At 71.8% G+C, this 15,225-nt stretch carries 13 protein-coding genes; 6 read left to right on the forward strand and 7 right to left on the reverse strand.

Features of this window, described 5'->3' with window-relative positions; translation table 11 throughout:
• Positions 1-91: 91 nt before the first annotated feature.
• Both F4560_RS37545 and F4560_RS37550 read left to right on the forward strand, forming a co-directional pair.
• The gene (locus tag F4560_RS37545) at positions 92-748 is read left to right on the forward strand and encodes a GNAT family N-acetyltransferase (RefSeq protein WP_312869710.1); all 657 of its coding nucleotides are present in this window, start codon (positions 92-94) and stop codon (positions 746-748) included.
• 147 nt (positions 749-895) lie between these two features.
• Positions 896-2,098 (forward strand): ROK family transcriptional regulator, encoded by a 1,203-nt coding sequence (locus F4560_RS37550; RefSeq protein ID WP_184927814.1) that lies wholly within the window; start codon positions 896-898, stop codon positions 2,096-2,098.
• On the opposite strand, the gene F4560_RS37555 is transcribed toward F4560_RS37550, so the two are convergent.
• A complete protein-coding gene (locus tag F4560_RS37555; protein WP_184927815.1) occupies positions 2,095-3,168 on the reverse strand; it encodes an alkene reductase in 1,074 nt (357 codons plus the stop codon). The two genes, F4560_RS37550 and F4560_RS37555, sit on opposite strands and share 4 nt — an antisense overlap.
• Positions 3,169-3,281: 113 nt before the next feature.
• On the opposite strand from F4560_RS37555, the gene F4560_RS37560 reads away from it, so the two are divergent.
• Positions 3,282-3,665, forward strand: a complete 384-nt coding sequence (locus tag F4560_RS37560) for a MerR family transcriptional regulator (RefSeq protein ID WP_184927816.1) — start codon at positions 3,282-3,284, stop codon at positions 3,663-3,665.
• Positions 3,666-3,693: 28 nt separating this feature from the next.
• Here the strand turns inward: F4560_RS37560 and F4560_RS37565 are convergent, their stop codons facing one another.
• The 3 genes from F4560_RS37565 to F4560_RS37575 are packed head-to-tail and all read right to left on the reverse strand — an operon-like array spanning position 3,694 to position 10,351.
• Positions 3,694-7,707 (reverse strand): TIGR02680 family protein, encoded by a 4,014-nt coding sequence (locus F4560_RS37565; protein ID WP_184927817.1) that lies wholly within the window; start codon positions 7,705-7,707, stop codon positions 3,694-3,696.
• Entirely contained in the window at positions 7,704-8,870 is a 1,167-nt protein-coding gene (locus tag F4560_RS37570) for a TIGR02678 family protein (RefSeq protein ID WP_184927818.1), read from the reverse strand. The genes F4560_RS37565 and F4560_RS37570 overlap by 4 nt, the downstream gene beginning before the upstream one ends.
• The gene (locus F4560_RS37575) at positions 8,870-10,351 is read right to left on the reverse strand and encodes a DUF2397 domain-containing protein (RefSeq protein ID WP_184927819.1); all 1,482 of its coding nucleotides are present in this window, start codon (positions 10,349-10,351) and stop codon (positions 8,870-8,872) included. Before F4560_RS37575 ends, F4560_RS37570 begins: the two co-directional genes overlap by 1 nt.
• Before the next feature lie 51 nt (positions 10,352-10,402).
• On the opposite strand from F4560_RS37575, the gene F4560_RS37580 reads away from it, so the two are divergent.
• Positions 10,403-11,371, forward strand: coding sequence for a cobalamin biosynthesis protein (locus tag F4560_RS37580; RefSeq protein WP_184927820.1), 969 nt, complete (start codon positions 10,403-10,405; stop codon positions 11,369-11,371).
• On the opposite strand, the gene F4560_RS37585 is transcribed toward F4560_RS37580, so the two are convergent.
• The 3 genes from F4560_RS37585 to F4560_RS37595 form a co-directional block, all read right to left on the reverse strand.
• Positions 11,313-12,119, reverse strand: coding sequence for an SURF1 family cytochrome oxidase biogenesis protein (locus F4560_RS37585; protein ID WP_184927821.1), 807 nt, complete (start codon positions 12,117-12,119; stop codon positions 11,313-11,315). The genes F4560_RS37580 and F4560_RS37585 overlap by 59 nt on opposite strands.
• A gap of 16 nt (positions 12,120-12,135) precedes the next feature.
• Positions 12,136-12,699 (reverse strand): DUF1349 domain-containing protein, encoded by a 564-nt coding sequence (locus tag F4560_RS37590; protein ID WP_184927822.1) that lies wholly within the window; start codon positions 12,697-12,699, stop codon positions 12,136-12,138.
• A 112-nt stretch (positions 12,700-12,811) separates the two neighbouring features.
• Positions 12,812-13,267 (reverse strand): low molecular weight protein-tyrosine-phosphatase, encoded by a 456-nt coding sequence (locus tag F4560_RS37595; RefSeq protein ID WP_246479085.1) that lies wholly within the window; start codon positions 13,265-13,267, stop codon positions 12,812-12,814.
• 82 nt (positions 13,268-13,349) lie between these two features.
• On the opposite strand from F4560_RS37595, the gene F4560_RS37600 reads away from it, so the two are divergent.
• Both F4560_RS37600 and F4560_RS37605 read left to right on the forward strand, forming a co-directional pair.
• The gene (locus tag F4560_RS37600) at positions 13,350-13,823 is read left to right on the forward strand and encodes a hypothetical protein (protein WP_221483782.1); all 474 of its coding nucleotides are present in this window, start codon (positions 13,350-13,352) and stop codon (positions 13,821-13,823) included.
• A gap of 406 nt (positions 13,824-14,229) precedes the next feature.
• Entirely contained in the window at positions 14,230-15,222 is a 993-nt protein-coding gene (locus tag F4560_RS37605; RefSeq protein ID WP_312869713.1) for a polyprenyl synthetase family protein, read from the forward strand.
• The last annotated feature ends 3 nt before the right edge of the window (positions 15,223-15,225 follow it).

Consider the following 15,225-nt stretch of genomic DNA (forward strand, 5'->3'; position numbering starts at 1 on the left):
CGGATTTGCGCCGATGGGAAGTTCTTCGGGGTGGTTCGGCGGTCAGGCGGGGTCGTCGAGGTCGAGGACGCAGCCGTGGCAGGATCGTGGCGTGATCGATTTCTGGACTCCGGCGGCCGAGTCGCGAACCGGCCAGGTCGTCGCAGAGTGGGTGTGGGGCTGGGCGTTGTCCCGCAGCACCCCGGATCCCGTCACGGAGCCCGACGGCTACCGCATCGACGTCGGGTTGCCCGGACACCAGGTGCGCTACGTGCTGCTGGACCCGAGCTCGGTCCGCCCGCGTGCCGCCGATCTCACCGAACCCGGCACCTGGCTGAAGGTCTGCGGTTCGCCCGAGCAGGTGCGGCCCGGACTGAGCTCCGGGTGGACGATCGGTGCGCCGGAGTACCTGATGAGCACCGAGTTGAGGACACACCCGCCCATCACCCCGCCGGATCCCTACACCGTGGAACTGCGCAGTATCGGCGACCTGCACGACGCCGTCGTCCGAACCGCCGGCGGCGGGTGCGCGGCGAAGGGGCGGGTCGCGGTGCGCGGTCGCGCCGCTGTCATCGACATGGTGAAGACCGACCCCGCGCACCGCAGGCGCGGTCTCGGCAGCGTCGTCATGTCCGAGTTGTCGCGCGCCGCCTCGGCCCGCGGTGCGGTGCGCGCCGTGCTGGTCGCCACCGGAGCAGGGCTCGCGTTGTACCAGAAGCTCGGGTGGACGGTCGAATCACCGATCACCGCCGCGCATCTGGCGGCTTAGCGGTCGCTTTCGGAAGTTCTTGGCGCGGCGCACCTGGCTGAGCCCGGAAAACAGTTTAAGTCACCAGCATTGCGCCTTGCCGTGCGCAACCGACTAACGTCGGGACTTCGACACGCCCGTGTGGCGGCCGTACGTTCCACTCGCCCGATGGGGGTCGCCGTGCACCGCAAGCTGACCGTGCGCGACCTGCGTGCCGCCAACCGCGCGCGGGTGTTGCGCGCGCTGTACTTCGACCAGCCGCGCAGCCGGCAGGAGATCGCGGGCGTCACCGGGTTGAGCCAGGCGTCGGTCAGCACGGTGGTCGGCGAACTCATCTCGGACGGTGTGGTGGTCGAGGCCGGGCAGGTCGACTCGGACGGCGGCCGGCCGCGGGTGCTGCTGCGGGTCAACCCGGCGTTCGCGGCGGTGGTGGGTGTCGACGTCGGCGAGACGCACGTGCTGGTCGAGGTGTTCGACCTGACGTTGCAGCGCTTGGCCGAGGCGACGTTCCCGATGGAGCCGGACGTGCACTCGGTGGACGACGTGGCGCGGCGGGTGTTGGAAGGGCTTGATCGCTGCCTCGCCGACAGCGGCGTGGGTGACGTGCTCGGGGTCGGCATCGGCGTGCCCGGTCAGGTCGAACACGGCTTGGTGTACGCGCAGACCGTGGGCTGGCACGGTGTCGCGCTGGAACGGATGCTCAAGGACGGCACGGACCTGCCGCTGTTCCTGGACAACGGCGCGAACACGTTGGGGCAGGCGGAGGTCTGGTTCGGCGCGGGCCGCGGCACGGGTGACGCCGTGGTGGCGTTGATCGGGTCGGGCGTCGGTGCGAGCGTCATCGCGGGCGGCGCGCTGTACCGCGGTTCGTCGGGTGGCGCGGGGGAGTGGGGGCACACGACCATCGCGCTGGACGGCCGTCCGTGCCGGTGTGGTGCGCACGGCTGCCTTGAGGCGTACATCGGCGCGTCGGCGGTGGTGGACCGTTATCGCGCGGTGAAGTCCGATGTGCCCGCCGAGCAGGAGGCCGCGTTGGCGGCGCTGGTAGCCGATGGCTCACGCGAAGCCCGGAACGTCCTCGCCGAGACCGCCCGGTACACCGGGGTCGGGATCGGGAACCTGATCAACCTGTTCAACCCGTCCCAGGTGATCGTCGGCGGCTGGGCCGGGCTGCTCCTGGGCCCGAGGATCCTGGACGACGTGCGCGCCGAGGCCGCCCGCCACGCCCTGCACCGGCCGTTCGAACAGGCGTCCATCACGTTGTGCGAGCTCGGTCCCGAGTCGGTCGCCTTGGGCGCGGCGACCCTGCCGGTGGCTGAATTCCTCGCCGCAGGCGGTGTCCGCCGCCGCGCCCCCATCGGAGTGATCTAGGCGGTGTGCTGGTACGCCGGGTACGTGAGGTAGCCGGCGTCGCCGCCTTGGTAGTACGTGTCCGGGTCGACGGGCGCGATCGGGACGCCGGTGCGGAGCCGTTCCACCAGGTCGGGGTTGGAGATGAAGGCACGGCCGAAGCTGATCAGGTCCGCGCCCAGGCCGAGCCAGTGGTCGGCGGCCGTCCGGTCGGTCTGCTTCGGACCCATCGGAACCACCGGGTTCATGATCAGGGCGCCGGGCCACGCGCGGCGCAGCCCGATCAGCACCTCCTCGTCGGCCGTCGCCTCCAGGTGCACGTAGGCGAGGTCGAAGCGGGCGAGTTCGGCGAGCAATGCCGCGTACAGCTCCGGAATCCCGGTCTCCTCGACGCCCCAGAACGTGCCGCCGGGCGAGAGCCGGATCCCGGTGCGGGCCGCGCCCACGGCGTCCACGGTGGCGGCCACCGCCTCGACGGCGAAGCGGATGCGGTGGGCGACCGATCCGCCGTAGGAGTCGGTGCGCAGGTTGGCGTTGGACGACAGGAACTGCGAGATCAGGTAACCGTTCGCGCCGTGCAGCTCGACCCCGTCGAACCCGGCGTCGACGGCGCGGCGGGCGGCCTCACCGTACGAGCGGGCGTGTTCGGGCACCTCGGAGGTGTCCAGAGCGCGGGGGACCGGCGCGGGCTGTGGTCCGTTCGGGGTGAAGACGTCGCCCACGGCGGCGACGGCGGACGGCCCGACCGGCTGGAGACCGGTGGTGTCGGGGTGCGAGACCCGGCCGCCGTGCATGATCTGGGCGAAGATGCGTCCGCCGTTGGTGTGCACGGCGTCGGTGACGGGTCGCCAGGCGGCCACCTGCTCGTCGGTGTGCAGACCCGCGGTGCCCGGGTTGGACTGCCCGATCAAGCTGGGTTGCACGCCCTCGGAGACGATCAACCCCGCGGTGGCGCGCTGGGCGTAGTAGGCCGCCATCGACGGGGTCGCGAGGCCTCCGGCCGCGGCGCGGACCCGGCTCATCGGAGCCATCACGACCCGGTTGGGCAGGGTCAGCTCGCCGAGGCGGTAGCGGTCGAACAGCGTGGTCATGTGGGGACTCCCTCGTACTCGTCGAGGCCCGCGAAGGGCCCTACGAGTACGCTAAAACCTGACATCAATGTGAGGGGCAAGCCATGCGGTCGGGGTCACAGTCGGGAGAGCGGATGCGGATCGGCGAGCTGGCGGCGCGGGCCGGGGTCAGCGTCCGTTCGCTGCGGTACTACGAGGAACAGGGTCTGCTCACCAGCACCCGCAGCGCCGGCGGGCAGCGGCACTACACGGAGTACGACGTCGAGCGGGTCGCCTTCGTCCAGCGCCTGTACGCGGCCGGGCTGTCCAGCCGCACCATCATCGAACTGCTGCCGTGCATCGACTCGCCCAGCGACGAGAACTCGGACGCCGCGATGGAGCGCATGGCCAAGGAGCGCGACCGGCTCTCCGCCCACATCGAGGAGCTGCTGCGCACCCGTGACGCGCTGGACACCCTGATGGCCACGGCCCAAGCCCACCGCGACGCCCGCCGCGTCTCCTGCAAGGTCCCCGCATGACGGGCGTGTGCCAGTAGGGCGTGTGCCACTAGGGATCGACGCGGTCCAGGGCGGCGCCGTCCCAGGTGGTCTGGGTGCACGCGACGCCGCGACCGTTTCGGGGCCTGAGGACGTCGTAGATGTGCATCCGCGGGATCTTGTCGGAGACGCCCCAACCGCTGGGCCAGGTGATCACCCAGTCCATGTCGAGGTCCACCAGCAGGCCCAGCATGCGGGCGATCGTCGGGTCGTCCAGCCGTTCGAACGCCTCGTCCAGCAACACCAACCTCAACGGCGAGAAGTCACCGCTCACCGCGTCGTAGAACGAAGCCGCGGCGGCGAACAGCGTCACGTACGAGATCAGCCGCGTCTCACCGGACGACAGCTGGCGGAGGCGGCGTTCGCGCGGACCGCCGTCCGGCGCGGTGTCGGCCACCGTCACGGTGAACTGGTGCCACGTCCGGTAGTCCAGGGCACGGGACAGGACGTCCGCGTAGTTGCCGCTGTGCCGGTCCCGCTCTTCCTCGATCCGCTCCGTGAACACCCGTCGCAGCGTCGCGTCCTGCTCGGGCGTCCGCTCCGCGTACGGCAGGCGGACCAGCGTCAACGCGTCACGGGTCGCCTCGTCCAGCGCCGCCGAGTGCTTCCACGCCAGCTTGACGTGCACGCCCTGGCTGGACCGCGCCCGCGACAGCACGCCGTTCATCCGCTTGCACAGGTCCTCGGCCACCGCGATCTGCCCGCGCAACCACTCGGCCAGGTCCCGGATCAGGTAGTCGGCGAAGATCACCTGGTACTGGCTGTCCAGCAGACCCCGCTGCTCACCGAGCTTGGTCGTCACCTGCCGGGCCGCCGCCGCGACCGGCCGGGCGCCTTCCTCGCCGCTGACCATCACCGTCAGCAGACCCGCGTGCTGGTCGGCGGTGATGTCGTGACTGCCGGCCAACGACGTCTGCAACGTCTGCAACTTGGCGATCACGGTCGCCTCACCCGCGCCGCGCCGGTCACTCCCGACCAGCGCCTCACGCACCGACGGCACGTCCACCGGCCCGTCCGGCAACGCGGCGGCCAGCACACCGGGCGCGTCGACGGTCGCCTTGAAGTGCTCCGCCGCACGTGCCGCCACGTCCTGCGCCGACGCGAGCTGCTCCGCCGCCGTCTCGATCTGCGCCTTGAGCTTCGCCGCCTCCTCCCGCGCCGACGTGACGTCCTCCCGCACCCGCTTCAGGTCGGCCCGGATCTCCACCCGTGAACGCTCCACAGTGGACAGCTGCTGGGCGATCTCCCGTGCCTCGCCACCGATCGCGTCGGTCAGCTCGGCCAGCGTCGACGCCTGCGTCCCGTAGTCCCGGCACCGCGCCTCGGCCTCGGACTCGGCGGCCACCCGGTCGTCCACGGCCGCGTGGTAGCGGTGCGTCGCGTCGGTCAGGTCCCGCACGGTGGCCTGGCACTGGCGCCGCAGCACGTCACCGAGCCGGTCCGCGATCCGCTGGGCCTCGGCCGCGTCACTCTGCGCGCTCCGGAGCCCTTCGGTGTCTGCGGGCAGCTCCGCGTCACTCGCCTGCCGAACCACCGCGGCACGTGAAGCCTCGTAACGTGCTTGAGCCGCTTCCAACTCCGTGCGCAGCTTCTCCGCGTGCGCAGCGGCACGGTCGGCCGTCTGTCGCGCGGTGTGGAGCCGCCCGTGCCGCGCGAGCAGGTCCCGGTCGGACGGGAACCGGTCGACGTACTTCTCCCACTCCTCGACCAGACCGCGTGCCGCCAGCAGGTCCGCCGCCGCGGCGCCCAGTTCGCCCCGCAACGCCGACAGCTCGTCCTCCAGCTCGGCGATCCGCCGCTGCCGGGCCGCTTCCCGGGCCCCGGCGCCGATGAACTCGGCCATCTCCTTGCGCCAAGCACCCGCCAGCACGCCCGCCTGCCACCGACCGTCGACCGACACCGCGAACGCGCCTTGGTCGAGCGACACCGACGCGAGCAGCTTGGCGACCACCGCCGGAGGCACTGGAGAGTCGACGGTGGGAACCAGAACGGACGCCAGTGACGGCCCGGTCACCGGATCCGCAGCCAAGGCAACGACGTCACCGTCCACCACACCCGACGGCCCGACCCACGCGTCCAACAGCCCGGACGCCTCAAGAGCCGCCTCCAGGCCCGCGCGCTGCTCGACGTCCACCGCTGGCTGGAAGTCCACCAACCGGTAGAACGGCGCACCCGTCGACGGATCACGGTCGGCCGACACGAAACGCCCACGTGCGGGCACCTGCGCCGTACCCGACCGGAGACCGGTCAGCTCGGCGTCCCGCGCGTCGATGGTCCGGCTCAGCTCGGCGTTCCGCTGCCCGATCGCGTGCGCGCGCTCCCGTGCGGAAGTCACCAAAGGCCCGACCCACTCACGGGCCGCACCGGCCAACGCCCGCGCCGTGGACGGGTCCACCGACGTGGGCAGGGCCAGCGTGCCCGACGGCCGGGTCGGCCCGGCGTCCTGCCACGCCTCCACGTCGGCCAGCCACGCCTGCGCGACCTCGGCCAGCTCCTGCGCCTCCTGGTTCCGCAACGCCGCCGCCTCCGTCGCGGCGCGCTGGGTGTCCCGAGCGGTCAGGCGGAGGGCGTCCACCTCGCGTTGCGCGGTATCCAACTCGGCCGCCTGCGCCGCCAACGCGAGCGCCAACGCACCCCGTTGCCGAGCCGAAGACGCGATCGACGACGTGCGCGACACGAGGTCGTCCAACGCCGGCTCGTCCAACCCGGGCTCGTCCGACCCGGGCGGCACCCGGCGTTCGATCGGCAACGGCTCTGCTTCCGGGTCAGGCTTGGCCCGCACCTGCTCCGTCCGCACCACTGCGTCCAAAGTGGACACCCGAGGGATGTCCGGCACCGCGGCGGGCGAGAGACCGGCCGCACGCAGGTGGTGGCGCAGCGGCTCCACCAGCTCCTCCGCCGTGCCCAGGTCCTCGGCCAACCGCCGCAGGAGCCGCAGCACGCCGTCGACCGCGCCGTCCTCCTGCAACCGCTGCTTGTTCGCCATGTCCAACGCCGCCACGGCGGACGAACGCTTCTCCGCCACCAGCTTCTCGCGCGTCTGCAAGTCCTGGAGGTCGCGGAACGCGGGCAGCTCCTTCAACGCCCCGATGGTCTCCTCGGCCCGCTGCTCACCGGCCTCCAGCTCCGACAACGACTGCTCCGCCGCCGCACGTGCCGCCAACGTCCCCGTCAAGGACGCCGACAGCCGAGCCGAAGCCCGTTCCAGCTTCCGCACACCGTCCTCGGCCGCGCCCCACCGCTCGGCCGCCGCACGCAGCCCGCCGAACGCGTAGTCCGAGTACGTCTTCAGGAACGTCCCCAGCGCCGCGTCCGCCGACGACAGCCGGGTGATGTTCTCCCTGATCGACTCCAGGTCGTCGAACGACGTCGCCAGCTGCTCGACCATCACCTGGTCCAACGGCGGCAGCGCGTCGGACAGGATCTGCTCCAGCTGCCCTTCCAGCACCTTCAGCCCGACGTCCGGGTTGCGCAGCGTCCGCTGGAGGTGCAGCAGGTCGCCGTACCGGGCCGCGGGCACGCCGTACACGGTCTCCGCCACGCGAGCCCGGAACGCCGCCTCCTCCAGCACGCAGTCCGCGCCGACCAGGTCACGCAGCTGCACCGGCCCCAACGGCGTCCGCTCCGCACCCACCAGCGCCAGGTCGTGCCCCACCCGGAGGGGCGTGATGAACCGCCACGAGTCGGTGATCGCCTGCGACGTCTTGGACGCCTTCACACCCAACCCGCAGGTCAGGAACTCGCCGTCACGCTCCAGCTCCACCCACGCGTACCCGATGCGGTTCGGCCCGCCGTCGTAGTCGTCCAGCATGAGCCGCCGCAGAGACACCGTGTCGAAGCCCTTGGAGCCGACCTGCCGGAGGTCGCCGTCGAGGCACAGCGGCAGCAGCAGCTCCAGCGTGCGCGACTTGCCGGACCCGTTGGTGCCCTGGAAGATCGCGCGCCCACCGGAGAAGTCGAACGTCTGCTCGGTGTACTGCCAGATGTTGACGATGCCGCCCCTGTGCAGCCGCCACCTGTTCACGCGGTCTCCTCATCGAACAACGACCAGCTCGGCACTTCCGGGACGACGACGGGCTCCGCTTCACGTTCCGGATCGCCGTCGGGCTCCGGTATCCAGCGGTGCGCGGCGGCGTTGAGCAGCCACCCGTCGTCGGTCCGTACCGCCAACCCCATGCGGCGCAACAGTTCCAGCACCTCGTCGGTCAGCCGGTCCAGGTCTTCGGTGAACTGCTTCGACCACGCGGCCGGGTAGTCCTCCACCAGCCGACCGCACACCTCGCGCAACTCCTCGCGCACGACCACGTGCCGGCCGTCGGGGCGCGGGTCCGAGCCCAGCACCTCCGGCAACGCCAGCAACGCGATCCGCGCGACCGTGGACGTGCCGGGGAAGTACAGGTCGGTCAGGTAGTCCTCCGGGTCGGCGGCCAGCACGCCTTCCACTCGGCACTCGGTGTACAGCCCGAAGCACGTCTCCAGCAGCGCGGACTCCTTGCGCTGATTGCGCCGCAGCCAGTCCGCCTGCTCGGCCGGCAGGTCCGCGTACAGCACCACCGGGTTCTCCACCAGCTTGCGCCGCACCGCGTGCTCGACCCCGCGCGGACCGGGCCGGGCGGCCAACTCGACCAGCCGATCAGGTGACGTCGCCTCGGCCACCGGACCGGTGAGCAGCTGCCCGAGCAGGTCGGTGTCGATGGTGATCAACGCCTCGGCCTGCGCGTCCACCGTGCCCTCGGTCTCGTGCAGCACGCCCAGCGACACCAGGTGCCGCAACGCCGCCGTCAACGCGCGCCGGTCCGCCACGTCGTCCACGACGGTGATCCCGGCCTCGGCCGCCGCCGCACGGATGTCCGCCACCAGCCGCGACAGCAGCGTCTGCCGCCCGATCCCGGTCAGCACCGCCATCGTCAACGCCACGTACGCGTACCCGCGCGGGGACATGCCGAGCACGCCACGCGAGTCGTCGGCGCCCGGCCCGGACTTGTAGAGCCGGGCGAACCGCCGCTCCACCACCAGCCGGTACCCGAGCGTGCGGGCGAACAGGTCCTGCAACGCGGCCCGGTGCCGGTAGACCAGCGTCAACAGCTCGCCGTCCGGCCCGTCCGCGCGCAGCAACGGCCGCCGCAGCAGGGTGCGGGCGCACCGCACCACGTTCGCGGCGTCGATCTCGGAGAGGTCGTCGAACATCAGTCGAGCACCAACGTCGAGTCGTGCAGCGTCAACGTGCCCGCGGCCGAGTGGATCTGTGTCGCCTGCCCTCGGGCGTGCGCGACGGTGACCCGCAGGCCGCGCACCGGGTCCGTCGCCGAGCCCGGGTCGGACGCCGTGTCCCGCTGAGCCATCGCCAACGTCAGCAGCTCGCACAACACCCCGAGCGCCTCACCGGACAACGTCGTCTCGGCCAGCCGGGGCGCCGCCGCCGCCAGCTCGGCCACCGACGAGGCCCGCCGTTCGTCCGCCTCCCGTGCCTCGGCCAGCAGCGACTGCTCGGTCATCGGGTCGTCCAGGATTCTCGATGTCCGCCCGCGCGCGCCCCGGTCACCGCGGCTGCGCACGCTCACCGTGACGTCGACCACCGGCCCGTCCCGCCACGGCGTGCGCTCGTTGTCGCTGTCGTGCTCGGGCGCTGGGGAGACGTGCCGGGCCGAGTACAGCCCGAACGCCGCCGCGTACAGCTCGTTCGCCTGCTCACGTGACCCGGAGTCGAACCACGCGGCGAGCTTCAGCAGCTCGGCCCGACGGCTCGGCAGCAGCCCGCCGCCGGACGTGGCCCGCTTCACGCTGGCCAGCAGCGACCCGATCGCCCGTGCGGTGGCCTCGCGCAACGCCGTCACCTGGCTCGGCCGGCCGGGCCGGTCCACGAACCAGTCGGTCAGCTCCTGCCAGTCCTCGGCGGAACGCCCGCGCGCCCGTTCGACCTGCTCGCCCAGGTCGGCGCGGCCCAGGAGCCGCAGCAGCTCGGACCGGGCGGAGTTCACCCGGGCCAGGGCGTCCGCGATGGCCGGGGTGTGCCGCAGCACGTCCTCCACGACCATCTGGATGTACTCGACCAGCAGGTTCCGGAACCCGGAGATCTCCTCCGGCGCGAGGTGGTGCCGCGTCACGACCTGGCCCAGGTAGGCGTAGAAGTCGCGCACGGTCGCGGCCAGCTCGGCGTGTTGCAGGAACAGCGTGGTGACCTGCTCGGCCAGCACCTCGCGCGGCCGGCGACCGCCGCTGATCAAGGCCTCCGACAGCGACTGCCCCAACTGGCCGAGACCGCGTTCCACGGCGGGCAGCAGCTCCCGGGACACCTCCCGCGCGCCCTCGGGCACGCGCAGCAGCTCGTCCACGTCGCGCTGCACCCGGACCGCGAGCTTGCTGACCTGGTAGCGCACGCTGCCGTGCTGGAACTCGGCGATGCTCGACGCCACCACCTCGCGCCGGCCCTGGACCAGGTTGCCCCACTCGACCAGCTGCCGGAGCCGGTTGATCACGTTCTCGATGCGCGACTCGCCCGGCTCGACCCGGCCCTGCCGCTCGGCGCCGGCCAACGCTCCCGCGACCTCGCCCGCGGACAGGTCGGCCAGCAGCGTGGACGTGAACAGCCGCATGATCGCCAGGTACGTGCGCTGGTGATCGCGCGCGTCCAGGTAGGCGTAGAGCTTCAGGCGGCCGGCTGGTTCCACGGTGGGCCACCCTAATGCGGCGGTCCGACACCTGCGGGCTACCGTGCCGGTGTGAGTCTGGGGCGGGCGGTGGGGTTGGTGCTGGGCGTGGCCGCCGACGCGGTGTTCGGCGACCCCCGCAAGTATCACCCGGTAGCGGGATTCGGGCGGGCGGCGACGGCGCTGGAGCGCAAGCTGCACCGCGACAACAAGGCGGCCGGCGTCGCGCACGCGGTGGTGCTGGTCGGCGGCACGGTGCTGGCCGGTGTCGCGGTGGAGCGGCTCGGCCGGCGCAGTCCGGTGGCGCAGGCGCTGACCACGGCCGCGGCGACGTGGATCGTGCTCGGCGGGTCGTCGCTGGCCGACGAGGGCACCGCGATGGGCCGCGAGCTGGACGGCGGCGACCTCGACGCGGCGCGCAAGCGTTTGCCCAACCTGTGCGGGCGTGAGCCGCTGAAGCTGGACACGCTGGGCCTGGCGAAGGCGACCGTCGAATCCGTCGCGGAGAACACGTCCGACGCCGTGGTGGCGCCGCTGTTCTGGGGCGCGGTCGCGGGCGTGCCGGGCCTGCTCGGCTACCGCGCGGCGAACACCTTGGACGCCATGGTCGGCCACCGCAACGAGCGTTACCTGCGGTTCGGCTGGGCCGCGGCACGGCTGGACGACGTGGCGAACCTGCTGCCGTCGCGGCTGGCCGCACTGCTCACGGTGGCGGGCGCGCCGGTCGTCGGCGGGTCCGCCGGTGAGGCTTGGAGCACGTGGCGCCGTGACGCGGCGGCGCACCCCAGCCCCAACGCGGGTCAGGTGGAGGCGGCGTTCGCGGGGGCGTTGGAGGTCCGGCTGGGTGGTCGGACCGTGTACGCGCACGGTGCGGAGGACCGGCCGGTGCTCGGGCACGGGCGCAACCCCGACGCCGGTCACGTGACGCGGGCGGTGGAGCTGTCCCGGGTCGTGGGCGCGTCGGCGGCGGCCGTGAGCGCGGTCATCGCGCTGGTGCGGCCTCGTCTTCGGCGAGCTGCTCGGCGACGGACCTCCGCCTGACCTTGGTCTTGCCCTCGTCCTGTTCGCGCAGCGCGCCGCCGGGCCGGACCTCGCGGACGGTGAAGTAGAGCCAGCCGGCGAGCGCCATCGCGCCGAACGCGATCCACTGCAACGCGTAGGAGAAGAACGGTCCCGCGTCGAGCTTCGGCAGCGGCAGCGACTCCTCCACGCCGGGCTGGCCCTCGGTGAGCTGGAAGTAGCCCGGCCGGATCTCCAGCCCCGCCGCACGCCCGACCACGGCGGAGTTCACCGAGTAGACCTGGCGGTGCTGGTCCTCCTGGAACGCGTCGCGCTGGTCCGACTCTTCGCGCCTGGCCAACGCGACCAAGGTGACTTCGTCGGTCGGCACGGCCTTCAGCTCGGGCACCTTGATGCCGTTGACGGGCCGCACGTAACCGCGGTCGACCAGCACGATCGGCCCGCCGGTCAGCTGGAACGGGGTCAGCACCTCGAACGCCGCCTCACCCTGGACGGTCCGCAGCCGTGCCACGGCCTGGCCCTCGGGCAGGTAACGGCCGGTCAGCGTCACGCGCTGCCACTCGACGTCGGCGTTCGGCCGGTCGAGCAGCGTGGTGACGGGCACCGGATCGGTGCCGACGGACGAGGTGACCGCGTGGTTCTGCGCCTCGCGCTCCGAGTCGCGGTTGAACTGCCAGGGCGCGAGCAGCGTGAAGCACGCGCCCGCGAACACCCAGACCACCAGCGTCAAGGCCAGCCAGCCGGGTTGCAAAAGGAACTTCAACCGCACAGGACCACGGTAAGCCCTAGGCCGTTGTGATCTGCACCCGGTCGAAACGCGCGGTGAAACCGGGACCGGTCGGAGCCGCCGCCATCACGCCCACCAGCGCCTCGACGTCGGGCGGGAAGTAGGCGAGGCGCAGCATGGTCGTCGGCTCGGCGTCACCCATGCCGTAGCGGACGGTCACCGCGTCGCCTTCGCGCACGGCGGAGATCGTCGCCCGCCGCACCGGGCCGCCGGGCACCACGGACCAGTCCGACAGGTCGCGCGTGACGACCGTGCTGACCTGGAACTCGTCGTCCACCAGCTCGACGCCCGCCTTGATCCAGTTCTTGCCGTCGATCCACAGCGCGATGCCGGCCTGGTCGTACTGGGCGGCGTAGTCGGCGGTGAACGAGGCCACGATGGTGAAGTCGCCGGTCAGGGGCACTCCGAGCACGTGGCCGCTGTCGCGGACGTAGCCGTAGTGCGTGGTGTGCCAGAAGTCGGTGTCCGGGTCGCTGGTGATGGTGAGCCCGTCCTGGTCGCTCCAGGTGCGGGGCTCGTTGAGCCACCGCCAGTCGTCGCGGTCGAACGCCTTGATCCCCATACGGGGCATCATGTCAGCGAACGCGCCGCAGACAACGCCCGTTGCGCGTAACCGCGACCGAACAGCGGCAGTGAGCCCGGTCGTCGTCGCCACGGCGTCACAGCCGTTCGGGTCACAGCCGTTCGCGCACCCACGCCAGCAGACCCGGCACCGCGCCCTCGACCATCTCCACCACCGCGTCGAACCCGGCCTTGTCCCCGTAATAAGGGTCCGGCACGTCCACCCCGCCCGCCTCCGGGTCGAACGAACGCAGCAGCCGCACCCGCTCCGGATCGCCGATCATCCGCCGCAACGCCCGCGCGTGCCCCGAGTCCAACGCCACCAGCAGGTCCGCGTCGAGGTGACCCTCGTCGACCTGCGCCGCCGCGTGATCGGTCGGGTAGCCGTTGTCGGCCAGCGACTGCTCCGCCCGCGGGTCGGCGGGGTCGCCCGCGTGCCAGCCACCGGTGCCCGCGCTGGTCACCTTGACAAGATCGCCCAGCCCGGCCCGGCGCAGGTGCTCGCGGAATATGATCGCGGCTACGGGGGAACGGCAGATGTTGCCGGTGCAGATGAACGAGACGGTCAGCGTCACGGCAGGTGAGTCTGCCAGGTGCGCGGGGCCCGGGTCCTCGCCACTCGAATCGACCGGCGTCTCGTGGGGGGTCCGCATGTCGGGGGTGCTGGTCGGTGTCGTCGTGCTGCTCGTGGCGGCCATCACTGCCGCGGCTCTGGCGGTGTTACGCCGCCGGTCGTGGCCCGAGACGCCCGCGTTCGCCCGACCACGCCCCGTGACGTCGCCCGGCGGACCTGCGCACGACCCGAACGCCGGATTCTTCACCCACCGCGCTTTCCTGTTCCGGAAAAGGCATTTCTTCGTCGGCACGGGCTGTCCGCCGGCCCTCGTCGCCGATTTCCGGTCACTCGACGTGTCGCGTCGGGAACAGCCTGTGCGCATTGCCCGGCACGGCATTCGCACGTGGTGGTGGTACCGGGACGAGTTCTATCGGGAGGCGGCCGGGCTGGGTCCCGACGACGTGCTGGCCTGGGTCCGTGACCGGGACAGAAGGCTCCTGGCCAGGCAGGACCGGGCCCGGCTGCTGTCCGCCGCCGAGGAGATTCTGCGAAAGCGCGAGAACGGGTAACGAACGAGCCCGTAATTCCGACGCCAGTTCCGTGGGGAATGCGTCGGGAGGAAAGTGAATGACTCGCACATGTGTCGTGCGCCGGGTTCGTCCGTCCTATTCGGAGCGGGTGGCTCCGGGCCGGGCCGGGGTGTCCGGACGACCGAGGAAGGTCGGGGACCGGTGATCGAACCGTCGTTGTGCCGGTGGAACAGGTGTGAGGTGCCCTCGCTCACACACCTCGTCATGAGCTTCGTCATGGTGTTCTTCGCCATGGCCAGCTCGATGGTCTGAAAGCCTCCGGCGAAGAAACCGCAGGTCCACGGGTGGCAAGCCGTTCAGGCGGCCCTTGGCCGGTCCGCTGCGCGCGCCTTCGAGTTTCGTCAATCTCAGTGCGCTCTCAGGTACGACGCGCGACGATCACCTCGTGTCCACCGTGAAGCCGTCGACCATGCCGACCATGCCGGCGCTCGCCCGGGCGCTGCCGAAGGTCGAAGACGAGATCCGGGCCCTGGCGACGTCGTCGTCATTACCGATCGTCAACACCTACACCGGCCGCATCACCGCGGCGGGCGGCAAGCGACTGCGCTCCGTGCTGATCCTGGCCGGTGAGCTGGCCGCGTCTGGCATGATCACCGACAAGGGCATGACGTCCGCCGCCTGCGTGGAGCTGCTGCACGCCGGCTCGCTGGTCCACGACGACCTGATGGACAACGCCGAGGAACGCCGCGGCGTGCGCACCGTCAACGCGGACTGGGGCGTCGGCCCCGCCGTGCTCGTCGGCGACTTCATGCTGGCCCGCGCCAGCCAGGCCGCGCTCGACCAGATCTCCCCGTACGCCGCGAGCGTGCTGGCGCAGTCGGTCACCAACCTGGTCGAGGGCCAGGTGCTGGAGGTCCTCGACCTCTACAACGCGCACCGCACCCCGGACAACGCCCTGCGGTCCATCGAGCTGAAGACCGGCGCCCTGTTCGAGGTGGGCTGCGTGCTCGCCGCGCACTGCGCCGACGCCGACGACGCCACCGCCGCCGGGCTGTCCCGGTTCGGCGCCCTGTTCGGCCTGATGTTCCAGATCCTCGACGACCTGCTCGACCTGGCCTCCACCGCGGAACGGCTGGGCAAGCCGGTCGGCAACGACATCCGACAGGGCGTCTACACGTTCCCGCTGCTCAGGGCGATCACCTCGGACCAGCGCGCGCTGCTCGAAAAGCGGGGCCGTGACCTGACGGACGTGGAGCTGGACCACCTGCTGATGGAGCTGCGGGAGACCAGCCTCGTCGCCGACACGCTCGCCCACTGCACGTCGTTGGCCGCGCAGGCGGTGCGCGCACTGCCGGACCTGCCCGAGTCGGAGGCGCTCGACGTGCTGCGCGAGCTGCCCGGGGCCTACCTGGACTGGGCGGCGTCCCAGATCGCCTAGACT

This window comes from Saccharothrix ecbatanensis, assembly GCF_014205015.1.
Lineage (GTDB): Bacteria > Actinomycetota > Actinomycetes > Mycobacteriales > Pseudonocardiaceae > Actinosynnema > Actinosynnema ecbatanense.

Coding starts and splice junctions, on each gene's coding strand:
- F4560_RS37550 (WP_184927814.1), top strand. CDS start 896: ATGGGGGTCGCCGTGCACCGCAAGCTGACCGTGCGCGACCTGCGTGCC.
- F4560_RS37555 (WP_184927815.1), bottom strand. CDS start 3,168: ATGACCACGCTGTTCGACCGCTACCGCCTCGGCGAGCTGACCCTGCCC.
- F4560_RS37560 (WP_184927816.1), top strand. CDS start 3,282: ATGCGGATCGGCGAGCTGGCGGCGCGGGCCGGGGTCAGCGTCCGTTCG.
- F4560_RS37570 (WP_184927818.1), bottom strand. CDS start 8,870: ATGTTCGACGACCTCTCCGAGATCGACGCCGCGAACGTGGTGCGGTGC.
- F4560_RS37590 (WP_184927822.1), bottom strand. CDS start 12,699: ATGGGGATCAAGGCGTTCGACCGCGACGACTGGCGGTGGCTCAACGAG.
- F4560_RS37600 (WP_221483782.1), top strand. CDS start 13,350: ATGTCGGGGGTGCTGGTCGGTGTCGTCGTGCTGCTCGTGGCGGCCATC.